Raw genomic sequence first — 26,871 nt, 5'->3', positions numbered from 1 at the left:
GTAATGGCGTATCAAATAGAATATCAGAACGGTAACCAGCCTGAATCCATTGGACTATGGAATGAAGCGATCTCCGCTTTTGAAAAATACATAGATTCATTCGAGTGGGGTGGGGATACCGTCACGATAATGCAAGTGAAAAATAACGACAGCCGCACACTCATAGAAGTGCATATCGAGGGTCTATGATGCAGCAGCTATCAGTAGAACAGATCCGCAAAGTGTTCGGCAGAGACGATCTTGACACGGTATTTTGCGAAGAGCTGTCCAGGCTACTTGATATGTACGCAATAACATTCAAGATAGACACACCGATCCGGCGCGTCCGGTTCCTGGCTCAGGCCGTAGCAGAAACAGGCGTGATGAGTAATGGGGAAGTAAGAGTACGGGAGAATCTGAACTACTCAGCAGATGCACTCAAACGACTCAGCCGGTACTTCAGAAATCATCCTCAACAGGCCAAACGATACGGCCGTACTAAGGAGCACCTGTCAAATCAAAGAATGATCGCTAACATTTGGTATGCAGACATTAACAGGCCAATTCATTTGAGACTGGGGAATACAAAAGAAGGCGACGGATGGCTATACCGCGGGGCAGGACTATTCCAGAGCACCGGGCGGGAGAACATCACAAAGGATCTCCGTCACATAGAGAAGATGACCGGCATAAGACTCATCGATGACAACGGCGATGTCTACGAGGGAGTACTCAGCAACTACACGCTCAGCATCATGCTCGGAATGGCACACTGGCACCGCACCGGGATGTACAAACTAGAGTCAACCAACACGATCACAAACAAGATCAATCCAGGACTTCCGGATAGTAAAAAGAGAGAGCGGTTGGCTACTGCAGTGAGGGTTAAAGAGTTACTTGTCGTGTAGTTTTTATATGCCTCTAATCATGGATATAATTATCAATATTGTATAGCGAATATATCCTCTAGTAGCACATAATATAAAATTTTAATTTGCGTTATCTTTGTGCAGATACTCTAGCAGCACATACCGCTCAAATGCACATAGCTGCTTGATCTTATCGGTCACTGACTTTTTAAGCTCTTCTATATCCCCGAACTGCGCAGCTTCCATACTTTCATATTCACAGTATTCAGAAAATCCCCACTCCATCGCCCCAGGTGTGAACAGTTCGACACTTGGAAGTGTGCTTTTAGCGAACGCTCCCCATAGTGCAAGGAGTTCCTTTTCATAGAATAGCTTCCTTATCTTATCCTCTGCATCGATCTCGAAAGAAGCAAGCAGGGAGAGGCGATCAAAGGTGTACCCTTTTTGGCTCCTCCCGTCATTCTGCTCTTTGCTCCATCGTGTTAGAGTGCTGTACGGAATACCGTATCGGCTCGCTATCTCCTTTCCAGGTTCTTTTGTTTTAACGAAGTATCTGTTTTTCATGTTGTTTGTCCTTTTCTATTTTTTTATAACCCATTCCCCGGAACTCCCCTATCCCCTATCTTCAGGTTCGCACATTTCACGGGTCCAGTCCAGCGCTTCTTTCATGTACTCCGGCCATCCGCGCCATAATTTTACTTCTGTTTCCGTTGTCACATACTCACCGTCACAATGATATGGATTGGGCTTTTTCTCCTGCATAATTCTCGCAATGAAATAACCCTTGTGCATCTTTTTTGCTTTCCAAATTTTGTCGATATCGTGATCCGTGATACCGAAACGTTCAAAAGCGCCAGCGGGGAGGTCTTTTGTTATTTGTATAAATGCAGATTCGCGTCTCCATGAATCGGCATAGCGTGTTAATGTTTCGTGCAGTTCTGTCATAAGCGTAAACTTGTAAAGTGAAAGCTCCTCATCTGTGAGCAGTTGAGACAGGTATTCGTCATCGGGAAAAGAAATGCCCTGATCCCCTTCGGCAATAACGAATGATCCATAGTTTGTTATTAGTCGTCTCCGGTGATGCTTCTCATAAAGTGACTCATAGACCTTCTTTAGTTCGATAAATCCCTTGTCCGTTTGGACATGGCGCAAAAGAAAAAAGTGGTTATCGTCACCCTCTTCGGCAAGAAAAGCTTCTACGAGTTCGCTGCTCACGTTACGATTGAATGCAAAAGCATCCGTATCTCGCTCCGGCAAGTGACGCTCATCTTCATTGTGGTAAGTCATGATGTGTGCCTTGAATGCTTCCCCCTCCGGGTCAAAGGATTCTACTTTGGTGCGATCAAGAGCAAAGGCGAACACATGATCGGTTTCGTATCCATCAGCTTTCAGAAAAGACAGCAGATCGGATTCCGAATAAGACGCGCCTCCGTAAATCAGGCCGGACGCATCCACATTTTCAAGTATTTCGGTGAGAGCTGCTAATAGCATCAGGGAATCGCCGTTGTATCTTAACAAGACGATATCGGGATATTTTACCGGGTCAAATGCAGCAACATTTATTGTTTTCATGCTACACCCCCTCTTATTGTTTCAGTCTTCATCGTGTCCATGTCCATATTAGACCCCTTTGTTAAAAATCCTCTTTCGAGGCTTCCGATACGGAAGCTACCTATTCGGCAGTTTAGTCGGAATTTTATGCGGCAAAGAACAACTTTCTGCCGAGTAGTCCTACCTCTACACCCTTTACCTCTACTGTATTGTTTTCGTCTCCTGCATCCCAGATGGACGTGTGTGCTGTGATTGTGATATACTTAAACCCTGTCAACTTGTTTATCTCTCCAATTTCTGTATTTGCACAATCCAAAAGATTTAGTTGTTCCGCACTTGGGTAATCATCGTCACTCCCCCCACGCTCATGACTATACCATTCTTCGGTATCACTCCTCTCCCCGATTTTTTCGCTTACGAAATCGATGAACTCTTCTTCTGCAAGTTCGATCCATTCATAACCCTCATTCATTCTTCTTTTTAAGAGCTCACTTCCGAATCTGTTTGAAAAAGAAGAGAGTTCACATTCGATATTTTTTTGCTCAAAAAGTGCTTTTTCTGCTTTTTCCTTCTTTTCTCTTTTTCTTTGTTCTTCTGCTTCTTTCTTTTCCGTCTGTATCTTTTTAAACGCTATCTCGGTTTGTTCGTTTATCTTTTCAAGTGCTGCTTTCTCTTCTTTGATTGCCTCGCTAAGGTCTGTCTCATCCTCTTTTATCAAAAGATCAACTAGAAACTTTTCATCAGGAATCACATTAAATATATAGCCATCTGTTTCATAGAAAGTACCGATAAACTCTTTATACTCCGATACTTTCTTGATGCCGCTATTATCTGCATAGATTGCTATTCTATCCCCGATGTAGACCTCTTTTTTACTATGCTTAACAGGGACAATTTTTGGATTATTGTTACCACAGACCCCCGGCTTACCAATTTTTAACGTTGCGTTGCCGTGTTCGTCAATTTTTAGAAATTCCAATAATCGCTTATCGGTTATTTCGATCTCGATTTCTTGTTCTTTTTCTGCATTCAGGCCGTTGAATGCTCTTTCCAGCTGGAATTTTTTTGAAAGATAGAATGTGACTTTTGTTTTCATTTTTAATCCTTTATGGTATTATAAAGGTTCGGGAACCAACCGAACCACAGAGAGAGTCGCCACTCTCTCACCTCTTTCATCATGTTCATAATGAGATTATAGCATCATTATGGTTTTAAAGTCAAGGGTTTTTTTAAAAAAGTATTTATTTACTGTGCGAAAAGTGTGCGAAAAACTTGTCAAAAACTTTACTATCGTGTAAAAATGAGTGAAAAATCATTGATAAATTTTCTAGGAGGATGCAGCTATAAGCCCGTATCTTAGGGCGGTTATCGTACTTACAGCGATTGTAAGACTTTATTTTGTTAAAATTGTACCAATCGCCATCTAACAATAATACATTATAATTTTTAAAAATATACTAAATGTGTATAAAAAGTGTATAAAATTTTAAATATACACCTTAAATACGATGCGTGAACATAACTTACGGCGTGCCTTATCTTTTTAATTCTCATTATCCATTCCTGTTAACTGTAGAAAAATAAAGCTTTTTACAACCACTCATTGATAAATACAATCATTATTTTATTTTTAGATATTTATATGGTAAAGTAGCGAAGATAACTATAGTAGTTTTACTATAGATAAAGGAAAAGAAAATGGCTTACTATATAACCAAACTCATTATTACCTCACTTCTTATCGTCGCGATCTCTGAGGTTGCCAAGAGAAGCAGTCTGGTGGGTGCACTGCTTGCAGCTATTCCCTTGGTGTCGATACTGGCTATGACATGGATGTATATAGATACGGATAGCAGCAAAAGTGCGGTTGAGTTTTCTCAGAGGATTATCTGGCTGATCGCTCCATCGATGACACTTTTTTTGGTTTTCCCCTTGATGATCCAAAAAGGATTTGGGTTTTATGTCAGTATGGCTGTCTCTATCTTATTGACAATTCTTGCCTACTATAGTGTGATTTTTGTGTTAGGTAAATTCGGGATTAAGTTGTAGCATGGATGCATACAAAGTGAAATGTTATATGAAAAGCTTCAGGTAAATCACTGATCGGGTCAAATTTGCAGGTTTGACCAAGGATATTATGCTTGAATCCAAAGGATTTCTTTTTATCTTTTAATGAGCGTATAGTTATTATGGTATCTATTTAATCTACAGCTGTCTCTTCTGCATGCTCTCTCAGTCTACAACAGCTTGCTTCAATCCAAATTTGCTATAATCATTTCAAAAAAGAGATGCCTTATGAAACTGTTTTTATTACTGTTAACACCACTGTTTGTGTGGGGTAAAGTACACTATGCCAAACTTGAACCCTATGAATCCGTCACATTGAAGTCTGCGGTGAGTGCGTTGGTGATGGATGTTGACCTCGAAGCCGAGGGGAGTGTAGTAGATAAAAAACGTGTGATCTATCTGGATGACCGTTTGGATAAGATCAACTTGAAAACATCCAATGAAAATCTTCTTATCCTGGAGGAGACGTTAAAACGTAAAGAGTCCTATTTTCATCGTATCAATAAGTTGAAAACAGCATCAGCAACCCAAAAAGATGAGGCTTTTTACAGTTTTTCTTCTGCAAAAACACAGTATCTGGATATGCAGTATAAGATTGCCCAGCTTGAAGACAGTATTGAAAAAAAATCCATTGTACTTCACCATAAGTATCTGTATGAAATAATGGTACGTAAAGGTGATTATGTAACGCCGGGTTCATCTTTGGCAAAGGTAGTAGATGCCAGCAGGGCAAAACTCGTACTCTACCTGGACCCGGAGGAGATGGATGGGATCGAAAAAAAATCTGTCTATCTTGACGGTAAAAAAAGTGAGTATAAAGTCGATAAGGTCTGGAGAGTTGCCGATGAGAAGTTCATCTCCTCTTATCGTGCAGAGATCTACCTGGATGCTCCGGAGGGCTCTTTCTCCAAACTCGTCAAAGTGGAGCTCAGATAATGGCTGAAAAGACGGCATGCGGACTTGATTGCTATGATGCCTGTAGTATCCTCCATGAAAATGGAAAGATAAAAGGGGATGCAACGCACCCCGCAGGTAACGGGGCATTGTGTGCTGTAGTGAATAGATATATGGATGAGACGGAGCGAATCACTAAGCCCAGAATAGAGGGTAAAGAGGTGAGTATGGAGGAGGCGTTGGCTGCAGTGGCCGAGGCCTTTAAAGCAGATAAGAGTCTGCTCTGGAGAGGCTCAGGCAATGTAGGTGTCATGCAGGAGGTCACCGAGCTTTTTATGGAACAGATCGGCGGCTACCTGACAAAAGGAAGTTTATGTGACGGTGCTGGAGCCGCGGGGATCGAAGAGGGAAGAGGGATCAACAAGACACTTCCCCTTGAGCAGATTGAAAAGTCTGAAGTGGTGGTGGTCTGGGGTAGAAACCTTACGGTAACCAACTCCCACCTGATGCCACTCCTTGAAGGAAAAAAGCTGATCGTGATCGATCCTGTACGCACAGAGATCGCAAAGAGAGCAGATATCTTTCTTCAGGTTGCTCCGCGTACCGACTACTATATCGCCATTATGCTGGCCCGTTTTATCTTTATGGAAGATAGTGAAAACAAAGCATGGATGGAGGAGTTCGCCCCGGAATTTGCAGACTTCTACGACTATACCAGGGAGCACCGTATCAAGGCGATCCTACAGTATATCGATCTGGACCTTGGAGATTTCGGGCGTGTGCTGAACTATCTGCGTGACAGAAAGGTGGTATTTCTGGTCGGTGCCGGTGTACAGAAGTACTCTACGGGTTCCTATACCCTGCATGCTATTGATTCGCTTGCAGCAGTACTGGGGTTGTTTGGCCGTGAGGGGTGTGGGGTAAGTTATCCGGGGGAGAGCAGACTGGGGTTCGCCAACCCTTTTGACGCCTCATGTAAACGCGTAAGCAAAGTAGATACGGAGTTCAGTGACTTTGATACAGTCTTGGTACAGGGAGGAAACCCCGCTGCTTCTATGCCTGACAGCAACAGGGTGATAGAAGAGCTGGAGGGGGTAGAGAACCTTATCTACTTCGGTCTGCATGAGAATGAGACATCAAAAAGGGCCCGTATCGTTATCCCGGCGAAAACATTCTATGAAAAAGAGGATGTAAGGCTCAGTTACGGTCATCAGTATGTTGCCCCTATGAAGAAGATCAAAGATTCAGCTATCGGAATCAGCGAGTATGACTTTACCCGGTATCTTTTTGATACCTTTTGTTTCAGCGGGCTTGAGAGTGAGGAGTACTATCTCAATGCCTGGCTTTCTCAGTGTGATGTGCATGAGGGGGAACTGGTAAGCCCGGCTTATGAGACGCTGCCGTACAGTGAAGGGTTCGGAGAAGATGGCGATGATACGTTTGAATTTATCGAGGACTTTAACGATGACTTTGTCAATACCAAGCGCTTTACCAAGTACCGTAAGCAGAGCCAGAACAAACCCAAAGATGAGACCCTTTGGCTCCTTTCGCCAAAGTCGAAAAAATCGATCAATACGCAGTTCCTGAGAAGCAACAAAGTGCAGCTCAACCCTGTACTCGGCTTTAAAGACGGTGAGAAGGTAAAAGTCAGCTCGGATCACGGAGAGTATCTCTTCGAAGTAGAGTGCTCCGAGTATCTGAGAGGTGACACGGCCCTGATCACCAACAATACAGTCGGTATCAACTATCTGACACCATCTGTGATCAGTGACGAGGGGGAGAGTGCCTGTTATCAGGAAGTGAAGGTGAGAGTCGAACGGGCATAGATAGTCCGTATTTATACTCTTTTCATTATATTTACGATAGAAACTGTTTGTTATAATAGTGATAATATTTAATCAATGGAAAACCAAATGAATTTAGAAGAATTAGATAAAAAATATGTGCTTCATACCTATGCTCGTGACTATACGAACTTTGTAAAGGGTGTGGGGGCTACACTCTATGATGAGAACGGGAGAGACTATATCGATTTCGCCTCGGGTATCGCGGTAAACTCTGTAGGGCATAACCATCCCAAACTGGTTGAGGCCATCTGTAACCAGGCAAAGAATATCATTCACATCTCAAACCTTCAGGTGATAGAGCCGCAGGCGAAACTGGCACAGAAGATGGTGGAGCTCAGCGGATATGATATGGGCGTGTTTTTTGCTAACTCCGGTGCAGAGGCGAATGAAGGGGCGATCAAGATCGCCCGCAAGTACGGTGAGACGAAGTTTGAGAACAAACGTTACAAGGTCATCACCCTTGAGCATTCATTTCACGGACGTACGATCACCACAGTGAAGGCAACAGGACAGGAGAGTTTTCATACACCGAACTTCTCACCATACCCGGAGGGTTTCAGCTACGAAAAGAGTATCGAAGATGTCTACAGAGCGATCGATGATGAGACCGTAGCCGTACTGATCGAACTGGTCCAGGGAGAGGGCGGTGTCCAGCCTTTTGAAAAAGAGGAGATCCAACAACTCGCTTCCCATCTCAAAGAGAAAGGTGTTCTGCTGATCGTGGATGAGGTGCAGACGGGTGTCTACCGTACAGGTGAGTTCCTGGCATCCAATCTTTACGGGATCGAACCGGATATCATCACTTTGGCTAAAGGACTTGGCGGCGGTGTACCGATCGGTGCAGTGATGACCAAGCATAAAGAGGTGTTGAATCCAGGAGATCACGGCAGCACGTTTGGCGGAAACTATCTTAGTACGGCTGCCGGATTGGCTGTATGTGAGATCCTCTCTGAGTATTATGAGAGCGGTGCCGTGGGCGAAGCCCTGGTTTACTTTGAAGAGAAGCTGCAGGGTATCGCCAAAGATTATCCAAACCTCTTTGAAAAAGAGGTGGGTATCGGTTTGATGAGAGGACTACGTGCAAAGTCTGCCGATATCCAGGGCGCAGTGATCAAAGGCGCAATGAAAGAGGGGTTGGTGATCCTGAAAGCAGGACGTAATACCGTCCGTTTCCTGCCGAGTATCACCATCACAAAAGAAGAGATGGATGAAGGATTTAAACGTCTGGAATCCGCTCTGGAAAAGGTAAAAGCGTAATGAAAAAGAGCATAATGAGAACAGTGTTACTAGGGGTGGGAGTATCGATGCTCTCTTATGCAGATGAGTTAGGAGAGATACTCTCCAACAACAAATCGATGATCTTTGATTATCAGATGAAAACCAATGAGTTGGAGAGTGACCAGCTCTATAAAAGCTGGATCAATCCCATCACTGTACGCTACAGTAAAAATTACTCGACACAATATGGCGATACAAGAGATAGTGCGAACTTCACGGTGAGTATCGATCAGCCTATTTTCCGTTCGGGCGGTATCTACTATGCAATGAAGTACTCTGAGGCACTGCGTGAAGCCAACAGTGCAGAGATCATGCTGCAAAAAAGGATAATGATCACTGATGCGGTGACAATACTTTTTAATATCCATAAAAACAGACTGCAGCAAAAGAAGATGAAGTATCAGATCAAAAATGACAAGATCGATATCCGCCAAAAACGTGACAGTTATAATGCCGGGTTACTGGACAGCAGTTTCCTGGACCAGGCGATGCTTACAAGAAGCCAGGATGAGACTACCCTGCTGGAGCTGGAGCTTGGGCTGCTCGCGTACCAGCAGCAGTTTGCACTCTTGAGTGATAGAGAACCCGACGGCCTGAAGCTTCCTACCCTGAAGCTTGTGACCAAAGATACCTACAAAGAGTCCAATCTGGAACTGCAGAGAGATAGAAAAAGAGCAGAGGAGAAGCGCCATAACCAGAAAGTGACATGGGCAAAATACCTACCGACCGTTTCTCTGCAGGGGACCTTTATCGATGCGACATATGCCAATCCGCTCTTTACTCAAGGCGGTTTTGAAGAGCAGTACTATAATTACGGTTTTTCTGTCAGTATGCCGCTGGATATCAACGCATTTGATGATATCGAAGCGAGCAAAGTGGCAAAACTCCAGGCTGAGGTTGAACTGCTGGATCGACAAAAGACGGTAGATCAGGAGTATCAGTGGATTGTCAACAACCTTGATATCCTGGATAGAAAGATCGCATTGGCACGTAAAGATGAAACACTCTATCGGAATCTTTATACGGTGACAAGCAACCTGGCAAAAGCTGGGGAGAAGACGACACTGGATGCCGAGGTGATGCAAAATACACTTCAGATCCGAAAGATCGATCAGCAGATCTATGCAATCGATAAACAGATCGAGTTGTTGAAGCTCTATGCGAGGATGGCCAAGTAATGCGCTTTAGTACCTATATGGATGAGTGGCTCTATGGGGAGGAGGGGTATTATAAAAAGTTCAAAGCGATAGGAAAGGGCGGAGACTTCTATACTGCTGTAAGTACCAGCAGGTTTTTCGGTGCCAGTATCGCCAACCACTTTTTCAAGCTTTTGAGCGAAGGCCAGGCAGACCGTAACGGATGGCTGATCGAGGTAGGTGCACACCAGGGCTATCTGCTCTGTGATATGATCCAATGGCTCTATACCTGTGACCCTACGTTGGTAGAGACACTGAAGTTTGGTATCGTCGAGCGTCAGCCTGAAGTGCAGAAGGCGCAGCTGGAGTATATCCGGGAACGTTTCGGTGAAGATATAGAGATCACTCACTTTGATGATATCAGCGAGGTGAAGGTGGAGTATGCATTTGTGGTGGCCAATGAGATCTTTGATGCCTTTCCCTGTGAACTGTTAAAAGATGAAAAGCTTGCAGTCGTTGAGAATCATACGATCAGTTGGGAAGAAGCACCTGAAGAGATGTTGCAGTGGGCCCAGAAGCACCATCAAAAACAGGGTGAGATCGCTGTAGGATATGAAGCATTTGCAAATGCAATGGGTGAAGGTATCCAGAAGTGTGATTTTGTCAGTTTTGATTATGGAGAGAGGTATGTCCGGAATGACTTCTCTGTCAGGGTCTACAGAAAGCATGAAACCTTTCCGCTGTTTGACGAAGAGCTTAAAATTTCCGAGTCCTATCAGAAAGACGATATTACCTATGATGTGAATTTCGGACATGTCATAGAGGCATTTGCTCATGCAGGATTTACTGAAGAAGCATATGAGACACAGGCAAGGGCTTTAGTGAGATTCGGATTGATCGATATTCTGGAGATGTTCTCAAAGCAGGCAGATAAAGCTGTTTATACCAGAGAGGCGGATAAGATCAAGACACTGATCGCCCCTACGATGATGGGGGACCGTTTTAAAATGGTGCACTTAAAAAAATAAAATTTCTATAGGATGCGAAAATCAGGACTAACGATTTTGCATCGCTTTAAGTATCGTACACCGTTTGATCGCACCTGTTTCCCCGGAGAACATCTCGGTATATTTTTGATATTTCTCTTCCCCGATCATGGCGATACACTCCTCTTTTGTCATCGTTTCACCTACATTGTTCTCTTCATCCGTTTTTTCTTTGGCAGGGAGGGTAGGCTGCACCCTGTTTGAGGGGTACATATACTCAGAGGTATAGTTCTCTGCCTGTACCGCTTTTGGTTTAAAAGTACTTTTGGGCGGAGCTGCAGTATATTTTGGAGTCGTTTGAGTCTGGGTTTTTTCTCTCTCTTTGGGAGAGGGATTTTCCGATTGGTTTGAGCTGCATCCTGCCACAAAGAGTGCCGAGAGTATGAGCGTTGTCACTTTCATCTAATTCTCCTGTTTTTTTGATCGTTTATACCTCTATGACGACAATCGATATAGCAAAGCCGCCATCATGACTGATAGAGAGCGATGCATTTTTGATCTGGTGGCGTGCCTGGGCTTGAGGAGAGAGTTTAAAGTGAGGTGCACCTTTTTGATCTTTGTAGATGATCATATCGTGAAAGGAAAGTTCCGCACCTATCCCGCATCCCAGTGCTTTTGCAATAGCCTCTTTTGCTGCCCACAGTCCTGCAATGGACTCAATTTTTCTGGATGCGTCGATCTCACTCTCGGTGAGAAAACGCTCTTGAAACCTGATACCGTACTTGTCGATCATTTTGCGTACACGCTCTATCTGTATAATGTCTGTGCCTATCTTCATAGGTGTATTATATCAGATCTTGCAGGATAAAGGCCTCTTCCCCTGACAGGCGAATGTATATGAGCTTAGATGAACACTTTTAGTGATTGTTCTAGATGCAGGATTGAAGTGAAATTTATTAAATTTAAGAATAATTTTATACAATGCGTTGTTTATATAAATATATAGCGAAGTTTTCCATATCGTTATTTATATAAATATATAAGGGGAGGCGTGCTGTTATATCTAAATCTGAAAAATCCTGTACCTTTTTTTGCTTTTCCTGCAGCTCTCTACACCTTGTAGTGGCTGTTATTTTCTCATGAGATGAGAAGAGAGCAAAAGAGTGTACCGGATTTGGGGTATACAGCATTCAATTTATACGGCTTTTGCCATAAATGTGCAGGAGAGATCAGCCTAGAATCTCTCTTGCACATTTTTTCACTAAATCATAAGGGGAATACCATGTTGAGTAAAAGAGTTTTACTTCTTTTATTGGCTTTGAGTCTATCGTTGCACTCAAAAGCGATCAAAGAAGAGCCCACAAAAGTATTTGGTTCGTCACCGCCGATGAACTATCTTTTGTATGCGATCAACCCGAAGAAGATGGTTGGTTTGAATTTTGATGCTAAAAATCTTAATAATAATGCGGATAAGAGCTATCTCTCTGAAGCGTTTTTGTCGCTTCCTGTGATCGGCACGTTTCACAGTACAGCGCCGGGGATGAATGTAGAGACGATCTTAAAGTATCGTCCTGATCTTATACTCATATGGGAGGATGATTATATTCATTCAAAGGTTTCCAAGCAGATCGCCAAGACGAAGATCCCTACGCTTACGCTTCCGTTCCGCAAGATAGAATCCATGGCTCCCTCCATCCTTCTGGCTGCGGAAGCAATGGGTGAAAAGGAGAGGGGAGAGCTCCTGAGTGCCTATACAAAAGAGCGGATGGAGTATGTCAAAACAGCGCTTAAGGGAACGGAATCCACAAGGTACTATTACGCTGAAGGGGTCGACGGTCTTGCAACCGAATGCAATACCTCCTTTCATGTGGAAGCGCTCAACTATGCAGGAGGAACAAATGTACACCAATGTACGCAGAGTAATCTTCGCGGCCTGGAGCGCATTACATTCGAGACACTCCTGGAGTACAGCCCTGAAGTGATTGTGGCACAAAACAGACTGGTATATAACGAGATTGTTTCAAATCCTATTTGGCAACATCTGGAAGCGGTAAAAAACAAAAGGGTCTATCTTGTCCCAAACAAACCCTTTCACTGGATTGACAGACCACCTTCGTTTATGCGAATTATAGGGATCGAGTGGCTGGCACATCGTTTTCACCCGGAGGTATATAAAGTAGATATTTATACTCAGATCAAAAAGTTTTACAAGCTCTTTTTGGATGTAGAACTTGTAAATGAAGACATACAACACATTTTAGGAGAAGAATAGGATGAAGAAAAGCAGTATCGTTTTGTCGCTTGTTGCAACAGCAACACTGATGGCAAATCCAATCAGTATAGAATCGATCACGGTAAATGAAGTAGTGGTAGAAGGGGATTCCCTTTTTATGGGAGACTATAACCTCTCAAAAGCGGATAACAGTGAGCACTTTACCTCTAAAAGTATTGCAACACTCTCAAGCCATGCCAATATGAATCCCTATACGGTGATCGCGTTTTCTCCGTCGGTGAATTTCACTCCGGCAGATACCGTAGGTTCAAATGAACCTTCATTTCACGACCCGATCCGTATCCGAGGGAAGAGCCAATCCGGACCGGGAGGGGTCTATATGATCAACGGTATGCCTCTCTCTTCAAATCCAGGGGGCGGGAAACATATGCTTGATATGGAGAATACCGCTTCGATCGACTTGCTTAAAGGGTATTTGCCCGTAGAGAAGAACCTGGGGTTCTCAAGCCTTATCGGAAAAGTGGATCTGAATGTCCTGAAGCCGAAAAAAGAGGCGGGAGCCATTCTTTCACAGTCGTTTGGTTCAGATAATTTTAAAAGAACATTTTTACGCTTTGATACAGGAACAATAGGGGATTTTTCTGCTTTCGGTTCTTTCTCAACGCTCTCCAATGAGAAATATAAAGGGGAAGGCGATCTTGAAAGAGTCAACGGTATGGTAGGGCTATCCTATAAACCAAATGAGCGTTTTGAAGCAAACCTCTATGCCATCCGAAACAGTGATGAACACCATAACTATGGTTCTCTGAGTTATGAGGAGATACAGGATCTTGATACCTATTTTGACAAAGATTATAAAACAACAGAACCGACATCAGCAAACGATGTAGATTACTATGATTTTAACAAGCAGGATTTTTTGACGACCAATATTTTTGCTGATATCAGGTACGATCTCACTGCTGAGGATACCTTTACATTCAAGCCCTACTACAAGCAAGATAAAGGGGAGATCTTTTTCTCAAAATTCAATTCGACACCTGCAAAACAGGGAGTGATCAATTGGAAGATGGATCATGACCTGTATGGTGTTGTTGCTGCCTATGAGCATCGATTCAGTGAAGCGATCAAAGCAAAAGCAGGGTACTGGCATCACCGACAGCTTCCTCCCGGACCACCAACTGACAGACGTCTGTACGGGGTAGATGCAGAGGGAGAACTTTTCTTTAAAAAATATGCTTCATTGGCGGATGTGGAGCATCATGTGTTGCAGGCACCGTTTGTAGAAGTAAGCGGGGAGGTGGATAACTTTATCTACTCAGCCGGCCTGCAGTACCAAGACTTTAAACTCAGCTCGATCGACAACTATCTGACCGATAGCAACACAAGCCTCGATTATGATACGGCGATCGCTACATCAACCTATGATTCGTGGGGGAGTGTCGAAGCAAAAACCTTTAAAACCTGGTTGCCGTCCTTCTATGCTGCTTATAAATTGGATGAAGTGAGCACTGTCTATCTTGACTATTCACGTACCTATGGATTTGATGTGAACCTCTATCCGACCTATACAAGTAATTACGCAACGTTTAAGAGTAAGGGGATCACACTGCAGCAGCTTTGGAACGATCTGGAGCTTGAGACCTCTGATAATATCGATCTTGGGTATAAAACAACAATTGGGGCGGTGACACTCCATCCAAGTCTTTTTGTCTCTTTTGTACACAATAAACAGGCAAATATCTATGACAGTGATCTGGATGTCAACTACCCTGCAAACCTGGGGGATGCTTTTGGATACGGGGCGGAGTTCTCAGCATACGGTGTCGTAACCGAAGATCTTGAATTTATGATGGGGCTCTCTTATAACCGTTATTCATTTGATCAGGATTTTGCAACGAGTGCAACTACCACAAGTGATATCAAAGGGAATCAGCTTCCGGATGCACCTAAATTCATGGCAACGGGAGCACTCTCGTACTATCTGGATAACTGGACTTTTACACCAAGTGTACGTTATTCATCAAGCCGTTATGGAGATGTGGAGAACACGCAGAAAGTGGATGGGTATACAGTAGTAGATATGGATATCTCGTACAAGTTAAAAAACTTCCTGGGGTCAAAAAATACGCTTTTCCGTCTGACGGTTACAAACCTTACGGATGAAAAATATATCTCAACGATCACTACACCGGATAATGTGTTAGCTGCATCAACGACATCAAGTACCTACCAGACCGGTGCACCGCGTATGGTCTTCTTCAGTGTGAATATGAAGTATTAAGAGGAATGATCATGAAAAAGGGGGGGGGAAGTCAAAAGTAGTGCTGTTTGCTTAACGACTTTGCCTTCAGTGGTGCATTCTGCACAACACTTCCGGTTCCGTCGCTAAGATCGTGAAACTATTCACGATCTTTTTACGCTCCTCATCTACGCGGCTCACTTCGTTCGGCACGCTCCGGTTCCGCCCCTATAAACGTGAGGTTCACTCACGTTTATTTAACGGGTCTCATGGTTTCGAAGCTAGAAACAACAAGCAGCTCTCATAGAGAGTGCAAGCACAAGGTTGTTTGCTTAACGCTTTTGCCTCCACGGCTACACTTTGTTCCGACCGTTCCGGTTCCGAGCTTACAAAAGCAAAGCAGTTTGCTTTTGCTTAACAGCTCTCATGGTTTCGACTCTACAAACGACAAATTGTTGTCGTTTGCTTAACGAGTCTCCCAGCCTCCGTGGCTACGCTTCGCTTCGACCACTCCGGTTTCGCCCTTACAAACGTGAAGCAGTTCACGATTATGTACGCTGCTCCCTACCTACGCGGGTCGCACTTCGTTGCTCCACCGCTTCGGTTTCGACTCTACAAACGACAAATTGTTGTCGTTTGCTTAACGAGTCTCACATCCATTCTACGACTTTTGAGACTTCGTTGGCTACAAAACATTTGACCGATGATGGCTCAAGCGGTTTGTTGGGGATGACCGCTTTGGTAAACCCCTGTGTCTCTATCTCTTTGAGGCGGTTTGAGAGGCCGGGAATCTCCCGTATCTCTCCTGTGAGGCTGACCTCTCCGAGAAAAAGTGTCTCTGCACTGAGTTCCCTCTCTCTGTAGCTGCTGAGGATTGCAGCGATGATCGCAAGGTCAGCAGAAGGTTCCTGTACTTTAATTCCTCCGGAAACATTGATAAAGACATCATAGGTACCTAATGGAAGATCCAGTTTCTTTTCCAAAAGTGCCAGCAGCATCCCCAGGCGGTTATTGTCAAATCCCGTGGAGCTTCTCTTGGGGTGTCCGTAAGCCTCAGATACAAGGGCCTGTATCTCCACGATAATAGGTCGGCTTCCCTCCATGATCACCGTGAGTGCAGAACCTGACTGAAGTTTCTCCTTGTTGAAAAATCTGCCGGCCATGCTCTTGGCATCACTCAGACCTTCCCTGTTCATCTCAAAGATACCCACTTCGTTGGTGGAACCGAACCGGTTCTTAAACCCGCGCAGGAGTCTCAACTCAGAGTTACTGTCTCCTTCGAAGTATAAAACCGTATCGACCATATGCTCCAGTACCCTTGGCCCTGCAATAGAACCGTCTTTGGTGATATGCCCGATGATAAAAATAGGGATATGCAGGCTTTTTGCGATACGCATCAGCTCAAAAGTGATCGTACGTACCTGTGTGACAGAACCGGGTGCAGAAGAGGTCTCCTCTGAGTAGAGTGTCTGGATCGAGTCTATGACGATAAACCCATACGCTTCATTGTTTATCTCCGAAAGGACGGACCCCAGGTTTATCTCTGAGAGAAGATAGAGGTTATCGTGATTTGCCCCCAGCCTGTTGGCACGAAGTTTGATCTGTCCGGCGGACTCCTCCCCTGAGACATAGAGTACTTTTGTTCCCTGATGTGCAAGATTTCCTGCGATCTTGAGCAAGAGTGTGGACTTTCCTATACCCGGGCTTCCTCCAATAAGGGTGAGTGAACCCGGAACAATCCCTCCGCCCAAGACAAGGTCAAGCTCTTTGCTCCCTGAAGTAGAGCGGATGATATTGTCTTCCTGGATATCGGTGATCGGTTGTGCTCTGTTTTTTGCACTGCGTGAAGCGGACGAGGTCTCTTTGAGAAATTTTATCTGATCAGTAGTGAGTTCGATCATACTCTCCCACTCACCGCATGAGGTACATTTCCCCATCCATCTTGGAGACTGAAATCCACATGCCTGACACTCAAAAAGGGTTTTTTTCTTTGCCATATAGTCTATCCTTGGAGTTGTTGGAAGTATTATAGAATAAATCGTAAGCTTTGAGATAAAAACATGTCATATTGTCATATTTGAAACCAACGACTATAGGGTGTTTTGCTATAATAGCGCTTTAGAAAATAAATGAGACAGGGCAGTTTATGATAAGAACACTTTTGCATGTACTTTACGGGATGTATTTGACCAATAGTTATGGTTTGAGATTGAAACTCACAAAAGATCCGAAAAAGAAAAAAAGACTCAGAATCGCTTACTCACAAGCTCAGCTGGATACCTTGGGGATCAAGGTAAAGGTGAAGCATTCTGAAAATCTGCCCAATGACGGGCAGTATCTGCTGGTCTCCAACCATAGAAGTGTGATCGACCCTCTCATTATCGAACTGGCACTCAAAGATACCAACCTCTTTGGCCTCTGGATTTCAAAAAAAGAGCTTTATAATTCACTTTTTTTCGGTCTTTTCGTTCGAAATGCGGGTGGGGTATTGATCGACCGTGAAAAGTCACAGATGAGCGGATTTTTTAGCGAGGTCAAAAAAGGGGTGCAAGCGGGGCACTCCATCTATATTTTTCCGGAAGGTACCCGGAATAAAACAGATGAACCTGTCTCCAAGTTCAAAGAGGGTTCCCGTATCATCGCCCTGAAAAACAGACTGCCGATACTGCCTGTCTATATCGAACAGAATGCAGATGAGATTTTGAGAAAATCGATGAGAGAAGGGATCAAAGATCAAGAGATCACGATCGTGATCGGTAAGGAGATCTCCTACCGAACGAAAGGAGATCTTGAAACACTCTACAGAGAAGAGTTTGGGCTTCTATAGCATGTCGGTTAGATAAAGATCTCATCGAGTATCGTATTGACATACTCGTTGGCTTTGAAGCGGATCATATCGGCCGGCTGTTCTCCTGTACCGATATACCAGATAGGCATTTTTAGCTGATCTGCGATACTCAGTACCGAACCTCCTTTTGCAGTCCCGTCAAGCTTGGTAATGATGATACCGTCAATGCCGATCATCTCATTAAATACTTTTGCCTGGTTGATGGAAGAGCTCCCCTGTGTACCGTCAAGTACAAGCATTTTTCTGTGCGGTGCACCTTCCATCGCCTTGCCGGCTACACGGATCATCTTTTTAAGCTCTTCACTGAGGTTTGTCTGCGTATGCAGACGACCTGCCGTATCGATGATGACATGATCGATCCCTTTGGCTTTGGCTGATTCGATCGTATCATAGACGACTGCTGAGGGATCATGCCCCTGTTTGGTTGCGACAATCGGCAGATCGAGTTTCGCTGCCCATCTGCTCAGCTGTTCTATCGCCGCGGCACGGAATGTATCTCCGGCACCGAGGATCACGCTTTTACCATGCTCCCGGTAGCGGTATGCCAGTTTCGAGATGGTTGTGGTTTTCCCTGCACCGTTCACACCGATGATCATTTCGACAAACGGTTTGGCATCACTTTCTTTCCAGTCGGCTTTATATTGAAAGACCGAGATGAGGGAGTTGAACGCCTGTATACGGTTGACAGTTTCAGGCAGGTCCTCAATCAGACGTTCTACCAGTTCATAGTTCACATCGGCTTCGAGTAGAATATCTTCAAACTCATCCTTGGTGATCTCTTTTTTCTTATTCGGTGCGACCTCTTTGATCGCTTCATTGGTTTTGCCCAATACTTTTTTGAAAAGATTAAACATGAATGATCTTCCTTTACTCTTTGTTTATCATTAGTATATCATGTGTGATCATCTCTATAGGAACAGCACCCTCATAGATCCGGCCACTCTCTCCATTATGATAGAGAAGTGTTGTCGGAGTGGTTATCCCATCACTGCTTAAGCGTTCTGAAAAGAGACCGATTAATCTCTGATCTCTATTCTCGTAAGAGATGAAATAGTCGACTTGTTGTTGGTTGATAAATGCTTTCAGCGTAGCTTCATCCATCGATTGGTTGGTCGGTATACCAAGAACAGTAAGACGGTTAGCGTATTTATCTTGCAACTTGTTCAGATAAGAAATTTGTGCGATAGAGGCACGCTCATTGATATCAAAGAGATTGATCAACAAAATCGGTTTGCTCTGGGGATCAGGTAAAAGTTTCCCGTCTTGCAACATAAGTGTAAATTTCGTACCGTCACTCTTTTGAAAGATGAAATGATCTGAAGCGGCAGATTTCTGATCGTTTAGCATCTTCTCTTCTGTAGACGACTGCGTTAAAGACTTTTTTATATAGCTATCTTGGCCACCTACGATCTCTGTGCTGTTTTCTACAGGAAGTGTCGCAGCCGTTTCGCTGCTTTTCTCTTCGCATCCGGTAAAAAAGAGCGGGAGAGAGAAGAGTATACCTATAAGTAATAGATTTTTGGTTCTTTTCACAGTATACCTTTGCTGTGTTGGTGTTAAATTCAGGGGTTTTAGATAGTCCCATTAGATATAATAATTTAAAAAAAGATTATAACCAAAGAGCATTAAAAAGAGGTATGAAAAATATGAGGCAAACCATCGAAAAAAAGGCGTTTAGGGCATCCTGTCTGGAAAAACTGAGAAAAGCATCCCAAAGAGGTGCCTATCAAAAAGATAAAAGAGTATTACAGAAGCTGTATCGTGAGATAGTAGCATCCCAGGCTCAAAGTATCATGCTTTATCTGCCGCTTGATACAGAGGTGAATCTCTATTCGCTTATCAAGCAGCTGCGCAGAGAGGGGCGGAAACTTTATGTTCCGTTTATGGAGGGTAAAAGTTTCAGGTTGGTAAAATATAGATTACCACTGGAAGAAAAGAAGTTTGGGATCAAAGAGCCAAAAGATTCAAAACAGTATAGAGAAAAAACGATAGATTTGGCGATCGTGCCGATAGTGGGACTGGATGTGACACAAAGGCGTGTCGGGTTTGGTAAAGGAATGTACGACAGATTCTTTGAAAAAGAGAGTAAAAATATTAAAAAAACCGTATTTTTAGCGCGTGAATTATGTTACAGCAGAGAGATGATTACAGACGATTTTGATGTGACTGCTGACATGATCATCACGGGTTAGACGAGAATGTAGAGGGAAAATAGTAACTCCCTCTCGCGGTGTGAGGAGAACAGATGATAGAGATAATTGGACTCTCCTCCATAGCAGGAGTCGCCGTAGGCGCAGTTGGTAGCTACTTTTGGTTAAAAAGCAGTACACAAAGTAAGTTCTCCTATATGGAGTTAGAGAGTAAAGCAAAAGCAAAAGCGATCGAGCATGAAGCTGAACAACTGCTTGAGAGCAGTAAAGTAAAAATCAAAGCGAACGAGATAGAGCAGGAGAGGGAGTATCAAAAACGTTTATCTAAACTGGATGAACGCCATCGTTCCCTGATCCTTGAGCAAAAAGAGGTGGAGTCTGAAGCAAAAAGTCTCGAAGAGAAGAGCAAAAGGCTGCAGAGAGAAGAGCTAAACCTTGAAAAGTTGGAGCAGAAGAAACAACATGTGATCTCTGAAGCAGTCGAAAAGATGGAACATATCGCTTCTCTTACCAGAGAAGAGGCAAAAGCCTATATCCTGCAAAAGGTAGAAGAGCAGAGCCGTGCGGATATCGCAGATATCGTACGCAAGTATGAGCAGGAGGCCAAAGTGGAAGGAGAGAAAAAGGCCAATTACATTCTTGCCCAGGCGACAACACGCTATGCGGGAGAGTTTGCCGGTGAACGTCTGATCAATACGATTACACTTCCGAGTGATGAACACAAAGGCCGCATTATCGGTAAAGAGGGACGAAATATCAAGTCTCTGGAGATGCTTTTAGGGGTAGATATCATTATCGATGAGACACCTGGAGTGATCGTAGTAAGCTCTTTCAACCTTTACAGAAGGGCGATCGCGACACGTGTGATAGAGATACTGGTAGAGGATGGACGTATCCATCCTGCCCGGATCGAAGAGGTACATGAAAAGGTCCAAAAAGAGTTTGAACAGAAAACCTATGAAGAGGGTGAGAATATCGTCATTGATCTCGGACTCTACCCTATGGCAGAAGAGTTGATCCGTCTTCTGGGCCGTATGAAATACAGAGCGAGTTATGGGCAAAATGCTCTGGTACATACGCTTGAAGTGGCTAATTTGGCGAAAGTGATGGCAGCCAATATGGGCGGGGATGAGAAACTTGCCTTGCGTGCTGGACTTCTGCATGATATCGGTAAGGCATTGACCCAGGAGCATGGAGGGTCGCATGTAGAACTGGGTGCAGAACTTTGCCGTAAGTACCATGAACACCCGACAGTGATCAATGCGATCTATGCACACCACGGATATGAAGAGCCTGACTCGGTAGAATCCGCTGCAGTTTGCGCGGCAGATACACTCTCCGCTGCCAGACCGGGAGCAAGACGTGAAGTACTTGAAAGTTTCACCAAACGTATAGAGGAGATAGAAAATATCGCTACAGCCAAAGCGTATGTGACAAGTGCCTACGCGATCAACGCCGGGCGTGAGATACGTGTATTTGTCAATGCAGACAAGCTTTCGGATAGTGAATCAGTACTTTTAAGCAAAGAGATCGCCAAAGAGATTGAAGAGAAGGTACAGTATCCCGGGGAGATCAAAGTCAATGTGATCAGAGAGACAAGAGCGACAGCCTATGCCAAATAAAAGCGGCTAGCCGCTTGAGCACCCCAAGGGCACTTCCTTCGGGCGCCCGCTGTTGATAAGCGACTAAATCGCAGTGCAAGCATTGTACTTCCAGACTAAAGTCTGATGCGGGCTTTTCACTCAATGAAAAGGTGTGAAATACTGCATCCCCATCCAACGTTACTACTGTCGAAAGAGAAGAAATAGCGTACTGTGTCCTGTTATGTTATACTTGAAAAAGCTTGATGATATAAATTCGGTATTGTCAGCATAGTGTATGGAGCTTTGCCCTATAATTATGCCTAAATATCTACAAAGGATACAGAATGGACAGATGTGATCAGATCAATGCAAATGTAAGAATGGAAGAGTGCTATGCAGGAATGAGTCTGACATTTGACGGCAGTGAAGAGATCAGAGCTGAGATCGAAACAGCGATCGAAAAAGTCAAAAAAGAGACTAAAATGGAGCCTCAGGTTTTTGATAACTCTAAAGACCATACAGAAGCAAAGCAGGCACTCTATATTGAATTTGATGATGATGCACAAAGAGAGAGCGGTGATTTTTTTGAGAAGGTACTCAAAGAGCTCAAGATCGACAAGTGTGCGAATGATGTGATCGAACGTTAAGGAGAGAATGTGTTAAAGAGATTATTTGTATTAAGTGTACTTTTTTTAGGACTGCAGCTTCAAGCTGCAGAGACGAAAGCGCCTGTAGTCGTTCTTGAAACAAATCTTGGAAAGATCGAACTGAAACTCTATCCCGAAGTAGCGCCTAAAGCCGTAGAAAACTTTACGACACATGTAAAGAACGGGTATTATAACGGATTGATCTTTCACAGGATCATTAAAGATTTTATGATACAGGGTGGAGACCCGACCGGAACGGGTAGAGGCGGTGAATCGATCTGGAAAAAAGATTTTGAAGATGAATTTGCACCGAATGTGGTATTTGACAGACCTTTTCTGCTTGCAATGGCAAACCGCGGACCGAAGACAAACGGAAGCCAGTTTTTCATTACAGCGGCACCGACACCATGGCTGAACGGAAGACACACGATCTTCGGTGAAGTTATCGCCGGTCAAGAGGTAGTACGTAAGCTAGAAAATGTCGATGTCGACCCTAGGATGAACCGACCGTACTTTGATCAGAAGATCATCAAGGCGTATATCAAATAGACCAAATTTTTCTATCCAAGAGAGGGGGATATCCCCTAGGTACTGCTCTTCTCTTGATTATGAATGACCGATCGTAAGTAGGTCATTCCCTTTAAAATCATTTTTTATCTTTATTAAGGCACTTATGGATTTAAATCAACTTAGAATAGAACGTCAAAAATGGTTGACGTGGAAAAATATCGTTCCTTTTCAGGATGCAATCAAGGCTCTACCGGTATTTGAAGATGTCAAGGTCTCTCTTGGAGATGTTGTCACTATCGATATCCCCAATATTACAGAAGAGCAGTCCGAGCAGATCAGGCAAACCGCACTCCTCATGAAACCCTGGAGGAAAGGGCCTTTCAGGATCAATGAACTCTTTATCGATACAGAGTGGCAGAGCCAGATCAAGTACAATCTTCTCGAGCCTTACTTTGATCTGGAAGGTAAAGTTGTCGGAGATATCGGATGCAATAACGGCTACTATCTTTTCCGTATGCAGAGTCAAAACCCGAAGAAACTTATCGGGTTCGATCCCTCTGCAATCTACTATTCTCAGTTTCAGTTTATCGACCACTTTGTCAAGTCGGAGATCGTCTACGAGATGTTGGGTGTCGAGCATGTAGAGTACTACGAGTATAAGTTTGATCTGCTCTTCTGTCTCGGTGTGCTTTACCACCGTTCAGATCCGGTAGCGATGCTCAAATCCCTCTATAAAGGGTTGGAGAAGGGTGGAGAGTTGATCCTTGATACCTTTATGATCGACGGAGAGGATGAGGTGGCACTGACGCCTGCTGGAAAATACTCCAAAATACCGAACATCTATTTTGTTCCGACGATACCTGCTTTGAAAAACTGGTGTCTTCGTGCAGGATTTGAGAGTGTGGAAGTGCTTGAAACCAGGGTAACCGATCAGAATGAACAGCGAAAAACAGAGTGGATCGATACCCAAAGCCTGGAAGATTTCCTAGATCCTAATGACCCGACGAAAACCGTAGAGGGGTATCCTGCACCCAAAAGAGTCTACATCAAAGCGAAAAAAACAGCTTGATTGAGCTGAATATCTAAAATAAGATTGACAAAACATTAGTATAACCTTAGTTTTATTTTTAAATAAGCTTGTTTTCGCTATAAATTTACCACTAAACAGAGAAATCGAATAAACTTTAAGGTTCGGTTTACTCTTTTCAGACCAATATAAGCAGTAAACATATGAGAATATTAAGTGTAGGATTTGACGATGAGTACGTCAATGAACTTGAAAAAGAGTTGGATAAGTACTTTATCTGTATCGTAGATAATGCCAAAGATATGTATGATGCGACCAACTTTACAGACTTTAGACATTATGAGCTTGTCATCATTGTAGATGAAGGGGTCCAGTTTTCGCTAGAGCGTTATGTCAATGAAGTCAAAAAGAAAAAGAGCGAAACAAAGATCATCATCCTGACTGACAAGCCAAAAAGTCAGGCAGACTTTTTCAAGCTTGGAGTGGATGATGTCGTCTATGAGCATTGTGATCAGCCTGACCTGATCGCTGCAAGAGTACTGGCAAATATGAGACATCTCTTTGGTACTCAGGTTGAAGTAGATAAACTTGTGATCGATATTGCCAACAAGAGAATACAGTATGATGATAAAAACGTATCATTGAACGGCAAGACATTTGATATCCTGGCGTACCTTGCACTAAGAGAAAAAAGGGTTTTCTCCAAAGATGAGATCATCAATGCACTCTGGGAAGAGCCGGAGTATGTCAGTGACAACACGGTTGAGGTAGCGATCAACCAGATCAGAAAGAGACTCAAGCAGATCCTTGGGTTCCAGGTGATACATACGGTGAGACGTAGAGGATATAAGTTCGCCTACTAATTTATTTCTATTAATTCATACGCAATATTCCCTTTTAGTTTAAAATGTGATATTGTTCCCTTCATACTTTTTTAGAAAAAGTATGCAAAAATCGTCGTGGCTCTCGAATCGCTTTGCTTACAAGGTCGTTCGCCACGACACTACACACTTCGTGTGATTAATAGGGTAAGTTTTACTTCCGAGTAAGCTCCCTCCTAACAACCCGCAAATCTACAGCACACTAGACACGAATCATTTTATAGAACATCATCTTTCTGCGATCTTGAGATGTAGGTCGGGGTGCCCCCACCCCGACGTTAAAATGTCGATCAATCTTTTATTTTCTGGTTACCACTTGTGTTGTCGGGGTAGGGATACCCCGACCTACTGATACAAGTTTTATCTCGTTCCCCATCGTCTGATATTGTGAAAGAAGATAAAAAATAGGTGTTCGTCATTCTGAACTTGATTCAGAATCCCCTAAATTTCGCTGTTACTCGATGAGATCCTGAATCAAGTTCAGGATGACAGTGGTAAAAACAGTAGTTCTTTCACAACCTCTTTCGATGGGAACGTATACTTTACTGTCAATGAACCCATAACGCTAAACCCCTTTCAAAAAATATCGCTATAATCTTCCAAAAGAAAGAGGGAGAACTATGCAGTTAAATACTCATCTGAATATCGACAGTTCACTATGCGGCAGAGTCACGAAGCTGGAAGAGGGGTATGCCGAGGTTCTGCTTCATACGACGCGGAAAATGAGTGCGGATGCACAGGGGTTGGTGCATGGCGGTTTTATATTCGGTGCAGCGGATTATGCAGCGATGAGTGCAGTGAATGATCCATATGTGGTACTGGGTGCGTCTATCTGTCAATTTAGAGCGCCTGTCAAGGTAGGGGATGCCGTACTCTGTAAAGCATCGGTTGTCAGTGAGAAAGGGAAGAAGAGAGAGGTGAGTGTAGAGGCTTTTGTCGGTGAAAAGCTTGTCTTTGAGGGGAGCTTTACGACGTTTGTGTTGGAGAAGCATGTGTTGGATTAAGTCCCTTCATGTAACAATCTGAAACTGTACACTAACTACGAATCATTTTTCTGTGACTTTATAATGTAGGTCGGGGTGTTCTCACCCCGACGTTGAAACGTCAATACTCTTTTTGTCTGTGTTTACACGTTTCATGTGGCCTTTTGCCTTCACGGCTCACTGCGTTCGACACGCTCCGGTTCCGAGGCTACAAACGACAGACTGCTCTCACAGAGAGTGCAAGCACAAGGTCGTTTACTTAACGCTTTTGCCTCCACGGCTACACTTCGTTCCGACCGTTCCGGTTCCGAAGCTACAAAGGCAAAGCAGTTTGCCTTTGCTTGACGCTTCTCATGGTTTCGACGGACTAAACTGCCTGAGCGGCTTCATTTCATTCCGACCGCTTTGGTTTCAAACCTATAAACGATAAACAGTTATCGTTTACTTAACGGTTTTCACTATTCACGTTTATATTGTCCTCTTGCCTGCGCGGGTCGCTTTGCTCCACCGCTTCGGTTTCGAAGAACTGATCGTAAAGCAGTTTACGATCATATTGTTCTTCTCACCTGTTCGATCCAGAATGGGATGACTTTTTGTTCGGCTTTGAGTGTGGTGCTCATGCCGTGGCCCGGGTAGATGGTGAAGTCTCCCTGGACCTTTGTCGCTTTCTCCAGGCTCTTGAGCATATCTTCCCCGCTTGAGTTCGGGAAGTCCCAGCGTCCGATGGACTGTTGAAAAAGGAAATCTCCGCTGAACCATACATTACCTATCTCTATCACTGAACAGCCCGGGGTATGGCCGGGAAAGTGACGGAACTTGATCTTGACCCCTTCGATCTCCACTGCTTCATCCCCTTGGATCAGAACATCGGGGTGGCTTGGCGGTGTTCCCTGTGAAAAAGGATCATTTGCAAGCATAAAGGCATCATCTTTAGGACAGTAGATCGGAAGGTTCAGTGCTTTTTGGACCGCGGCATTGCTCCAGACATGGTCGAAGTGCCCGTGTGTATTGAGTATAGCTACCGGATGGGTGACGTTGTTCAGTACCCAGTCAAGTGCATCGACACCCGGGTCGATGATAAAGTCTTTTCCCTCTATTGTAGCGATGTAGCAGTTGGTCTGGTAGGGACCCATAGGTTGCATTTTGATTTGCATGTTATA

At 43.9% G+C, this 26,871-nt stretch carries 28 protein-coding genes; 19 read left to right on the top strand and 9 right to left on the bottom strand.

Annotated features, from left to right (window positions below):
• Window positions 1–3 precede the first annotated feature (3 nt).
• Together AC4JOV_RS09835 and AC4JOV_RS09830 are read left to right on the top strand one after the other, a co-directional pair.
• Window positions 4–189, top strand: a complete 186-nt coding sequence (locus AC4JOV_RS09835; RefSeq protein WP_229937754.1) for a hypothetical protein — start codon at window positions 4–6, stop codon at window positions 187–189.
• On the top strand, window positions 189–887 hold the full coding sequence (locus tag AC4JOV_RS09830) for a hypothetical protein (RefSeq protein WP_491522145.1): 699 nt from the start codon (window positions 189–191) through the stop codon (window positions 885–887). The genes AC4JOV_RS09835 and AC4JOV_RS09830 overlap by 1 nt, the downstream gene beginning before the upstream one ends.
• Before the next feature lie 81 nt (window positions 888–968).
• On the opposite strand, the gene AC4JOV_RS09825 is transcribed toward AC4JOV_RS09830, so the two are convergent.
• The 3 genes from AC4JOV_RS09825 to AC4JOV_RS09815 form a co-directional block, all read right to left on the bottom strand.
• Complete coding sequence (locus AC4JOV_RS09825; RefSeq protein WP_229937756.1) at window positions 969–1,412, bottom strand: hypothetical protein; 444 nt, start codon at window positions 1,410–1,412, stop codon at window positions 969–971.
• Window positions 1,413–1,460: 48 nt separating this feature from the next.
• On the bottom strand, window positions 1,461–2,420 hold the full coding sequence (locus AC4JOV_RS09820) for a hypothetical protein (protein WP_229937757.1): 960 nt from the start codon (window positions 2,418–2,420) through the stop codon (window positions 1,461–1,463).
• A 124-nt stretch (window positions 2,421–2,544) separates the two neighbouring features.
• A complete protein-coding gene (locus AC4JOV_RS09815; protein ID WP_229937758.1) occupies window positions 2,545–3,495 on the bottom strand; it encodes a hypothetical protein in 951 nt (316 codons plus the stop codon).
• Between the two features lie 602 nt (window positions 3,496–4,097).
• Between AC4JOV_RS09815 and AC4JOV_RS09810 the strand changes: the two genes are divergently transcribed.
• The 6 genes from AC4JOV_RS09810 to AC4JOV_RS09785 all read left to right on the top strand — a co-directional run bounded on the left by AC4JOV_RS09810 (window position 4,098) and on the right by AC4JOV_RS09785 (window position 10,649).
• Complete coding sequence (locus tag AC4JOV_RS09810; RefSeq protein WP_229937759.1) at window positions 4,098–4,448, top strand: DUF3147 family protein; 351 nt, start codon at window positions 4,098–4,100, stop codon at window positions 4,446–4,448.
• A gap of 246 nt (window positions 4,449–4,694) precedes the next feature.
• Window positions 4,695–5,402 carry an efflux RND transporter periplasmic adaptor subunit gene (locus AC4JOV_RS09805; protein WP_229937760.1) on the top strand — a complete coding sequence of 236 codons (708 nt, stop codon included), beginning with the start codon at window positions 4,695–4,697 and terminating at the stop codon, window positions 5,400–5,402.
• A complete protein-coding gene (locus AC4JOV_RS09800; RefSeq protein ID WP_229937761.1) occupies window positions 5,402–7,186 on the top strand; it encodes a molybdopterin-dependent oxidoreductase in 1,785 nt (594 codons plus the stop codon). The genes AC4JOV_RS09805 and AC4JOV_RS09800 overlap by 1 nt, the downstream gene beginning before the upstream one ends.
• Before the next feature lie 87 nt (window positions 7,187–7,273).
• Window positions 7,274–8,464 carry an aspartate aminotransferase family protein gene (locus tag AC4JOV_RS09795; RefSeq protein WP_229937762.1) on the top strand — a complete coding sequence of 397 codons (1,191 nt, stop codon included), beginning with the start codon at window positions 7,274–7,276 and terminating at the stop codon, window positions 8,462–8,464.
• Window positions 8,464–9,663, top strand: coding sequence for a TolC family protein (locus tag AC4JOV_RS09790; RefSeq protein ID WP_491522144.1), 1,200 nt, complete (start codon window positions 8,464–8,466; stop codon window positions 9,661–9,663). Before AC4JOV_RS09795 ends, AC4JOV_RS09790 begins: the two co-directional genes overlap by 1 nt.
• Entirely contained in the window at window positions 9,663–10,649 is a 987-nt protein-coding gene (locus AC4JOV_RS09785) for an SAM-dependent methyltransferase (protein ID WP_229937764.1), read from the top strand. The genes AC4JOV_RS09790 and AC4JOV_RS09785 overlap by 1 nt, the downstream gene beginning before the upstream one ends.
• A 27-nt stretch (window positions 10,650–10,676) precedes the next feature.
• On the opposite strand, the gene AC4JOV_RS09780 is transcribed toward AC4JOV_RS09785, so the two are convergent.
• Together AC4JOV_RS09780 and acpS are read right to left on the bottom strand one after the other, a co-directional pair.
• A complete protein-coding gene (locus AC4JOV_RS09780) occupies window positions 10,677–11,069 on the bottom strand; it encodes a hypothetical protein (RefSeq protein WP_229937765.1) in 393 nt (130 codons plus the stop codon).
• Between the two features lie 25 nt (window positions 11,070–11,094).
• The gene (acpS, locus tag AC4JOV_RS09775) at window positions 11,095–11,445 is read right to left on the bottom strand and encodes a holo-ACP synthase (RefSeq protein WP_229937766.1); all 351 of its coding nucleotides are present in this window, start codon (window positions 11,443–11,445) and stop codon (window positions 11,095–11,097) included.
• 444 nt (window positions 11,446–11,889) lie between these two features.
• Between acpS and AC4JOV_RS09770 the strand changes: the two genes are divergently transcribed.
• Both AC4JOV_RS09770 and AC4JOV_RS09765 read left to right on the top strand, forming a co-directional pair.
• Window positions 11,890–12,879: an ABC transporter substrate-binding protein gene (locus tag AC4JOV_RS09770; protein ID WP_229937767.1), complete on the top strand. Its 990-nt coding sequence runs from the start codon at window positions 11,890–11,892 to the stop codon at window positions 12,877–12,879.
• A 1-nt stretch (window position 12,880) separates the two neighbouring features.
• Window positions 12,881–15,124, top strand: coding sequence for a TonB-dependent receptor (locus tag AC4JOV_RS09765; protein ID WP_229937768.1), 2,244 nt, complete (start codon window positions 12,881–12,883; stop codon window positions 15,122–15,124).
• Window positions 15,125–15,732: 608 nt separating this feature from the next.
• Here AC4JOV_RS09765 and radA read toward each other — a convergent pair.
• Window positions 15,733–17,079 (bottom strand): DNA repair protein RadA, encoded by a 1,347-nt coding sequence (gene radA, locus AC4JOV_RS09760; protein WP_229937769.1) that lies wholly within the window; start codon window positions 17,077–17,079, stop codon window positions 15,733–15,735.
• A 149-nt stretch (window positions 17,080–17,228) separates the two neighbouring features.
• On the opposite strand from radA, the gene AC4JOV_RS09755 reads away from it, so the two are divergent.
• On the top strand, window positions 17,229–17,909 hold the full coding sequence (locus AC4JOV_RS09755) for a lysophospholipid acyltransferase family protein (protein WP_229937770.1): 681 nt from the start codon (window positions 17,229–17,231) through the stop codon (window positions 17,907–17,909).
• Between the two features lie 8 nt (window positions 17,910–17,917).
• Here the strand turns inward: AC4JOV_RS09755 and ftsY are convergent, their stop codons facing one another.
• On the bottom strand, window positions 17,918–18,784 hold the full coding sequence (gene ftsY, locus AC4JOV_RS09750; protein WP_229937771.1) for a signal recognition particle-docking protein FtsY: 867 nt from the start codon (window positions 18,782–18,784) through the stop codon (window positions 17,918–17,920).
• Window positions 18,785–18,797: 13 nt separating this feature from the next.
• A complete protein-coding gene (locus AC4JOV_RS09745; RefSeq protein WP_229937772.1) occupies window positions 18,798–19,463 on the bottom strand; it encodes a hypothetical protein in 666 nt (221 codons plus the stop codon).
• A 104-nt stretch (window positions 19,464–19,567) separates the two neighbouring features.
• Here AC4JOV_RS09745 and AC4JOV_RS09740 point away from each other — a divergent pair, with 104 nt between their 5' ends.
• The 8 genes from AC4JOV_RS09740 (at window position 19,568) to AC4JOV_RS09705 (ending at window position 26,056) form a co-directional block, all read left to right on the top strand.
• A complete protein-coding gene (locus AC4JOV_RS09740; RefSeq protein ID WP_229937773.1) occupies window positions 19,568–20,122 on the top strand; it encodes a 5-formyltetrahydrofolate cyclo-ligase in 555 nt (184 codons plus the stop codon).
• Between the two features lie 53 nt (window positions 20,123–20,175).
• On the top strand, window positions 20,176–21,702 hold the full coding sequence (gene rny / locus AC4JOV_RS09735) for a ribonuclease Y (protein ID WP_229937774.1): 1,527 nt from the start codon (window positions 20,176–20,178) through the stop codon (window positions 21,700–21,702).
• A 305-nt stretch (window positions 21,703–22,007) separates the two neighbouring features.
• Window positions 22,008–22,310: a hypothetical protein gene (locus tag AC4JOV_RS09730; RefSeq protein ID WP_229937775.1), complete on the top strand. Its 303-nt coding sequence runs from the start codon at window positions 22,008–22,010 to the stop codon at window positions 22,308–22,310.
• 9 nt (window positions 22,311–22,319) lie between these two features.
• Entirely contained in the window at window positions 22,320–22,859 is a 540-nt protein-coding gene (locus AC4JOV_RS09725) for a peptidylprolyl isomerase (protein ID WP_404820159.1), read from the top strand.
• Window positions 22,860–22,983: 124 nt separating this feature from the next.
• A complete protein-coding gene (cmoB, locus tag AC4JOV_RS09720; RefSeq protein ID WP_229937776.1) occupies window positions 22,984–23,889 on the top strand; it encodes a tRNA 5-methoxyuridine(34)/uridine 5-oxyacetic acid(34) synthase CmoB in 906 nt (301 codons plus the stop codon).
• Window positions 23,890–24,050: 161 nt separating this feature from the next.
• On the top strand, window positions 24,051–24,710 hold the full coding sequence (locus tag AC4JOV_RS09715) for a response regulator transcription factor (protein WP_229937777.1): 660 nt from the start codon (window positions 24,051–24,053) through the stop codon (window positions 24,708–24,710).
• A 638-nt stretch (window positions 24,711–25,348) separates the two neighbouring features.
• Window positions 25,349–25,732 carry a hotdog domain-containing protein gene (locus AC4JOV_RS09710; RefSeq protein ID WP_229937778.1) on the top strand — a complete coding sequence of 128 codons (384 nt, stop codon included), beginning with the start codon at window positions 25,349–25,351 and terminating at the stop codon, window positions 25,730–25,732.
• A 135-nt stretch (window positions 25,733–25,867) separates the two neighbouring features.
• Complete coding sequence (locus AC4JOV_RS09705) at window positions 25,868–26,056, top strand: hypothetical protein (RefSeq protein ID WP_491522143.1); 189 nt, start codon at window positions 25,868–25,870, stop codon at window positions 26,054–26,056.
• Between the two features lie 203 nt (window positions 26,057–26,259).
• Here AC4JOV_RS09705 and AC4JOV_RS09700 read toward each other — a convergent pair whose 3' ends face one another.
• Window positions 26,260–26,865, bottom strand: coding sequence for an MBL fold metallo-hydrolase (locus AC4JOV_RS09700; protein ID WP_229937779.1), 606 nt, complete (start codon window positions 26,863–26,865; stop codon window positions 26,260–26,262).
• Window positions 26,866–26,871 lie beyond the last annotated feature (6 nt).

Source organism: Sulfurovum sp. MH2-6 (genome assembly GCF_058374785.1).
Note: the sequence above shows the minus strand (reverse complement) of the source record. Positions and strands in the feature narration are given on the sequence as shown.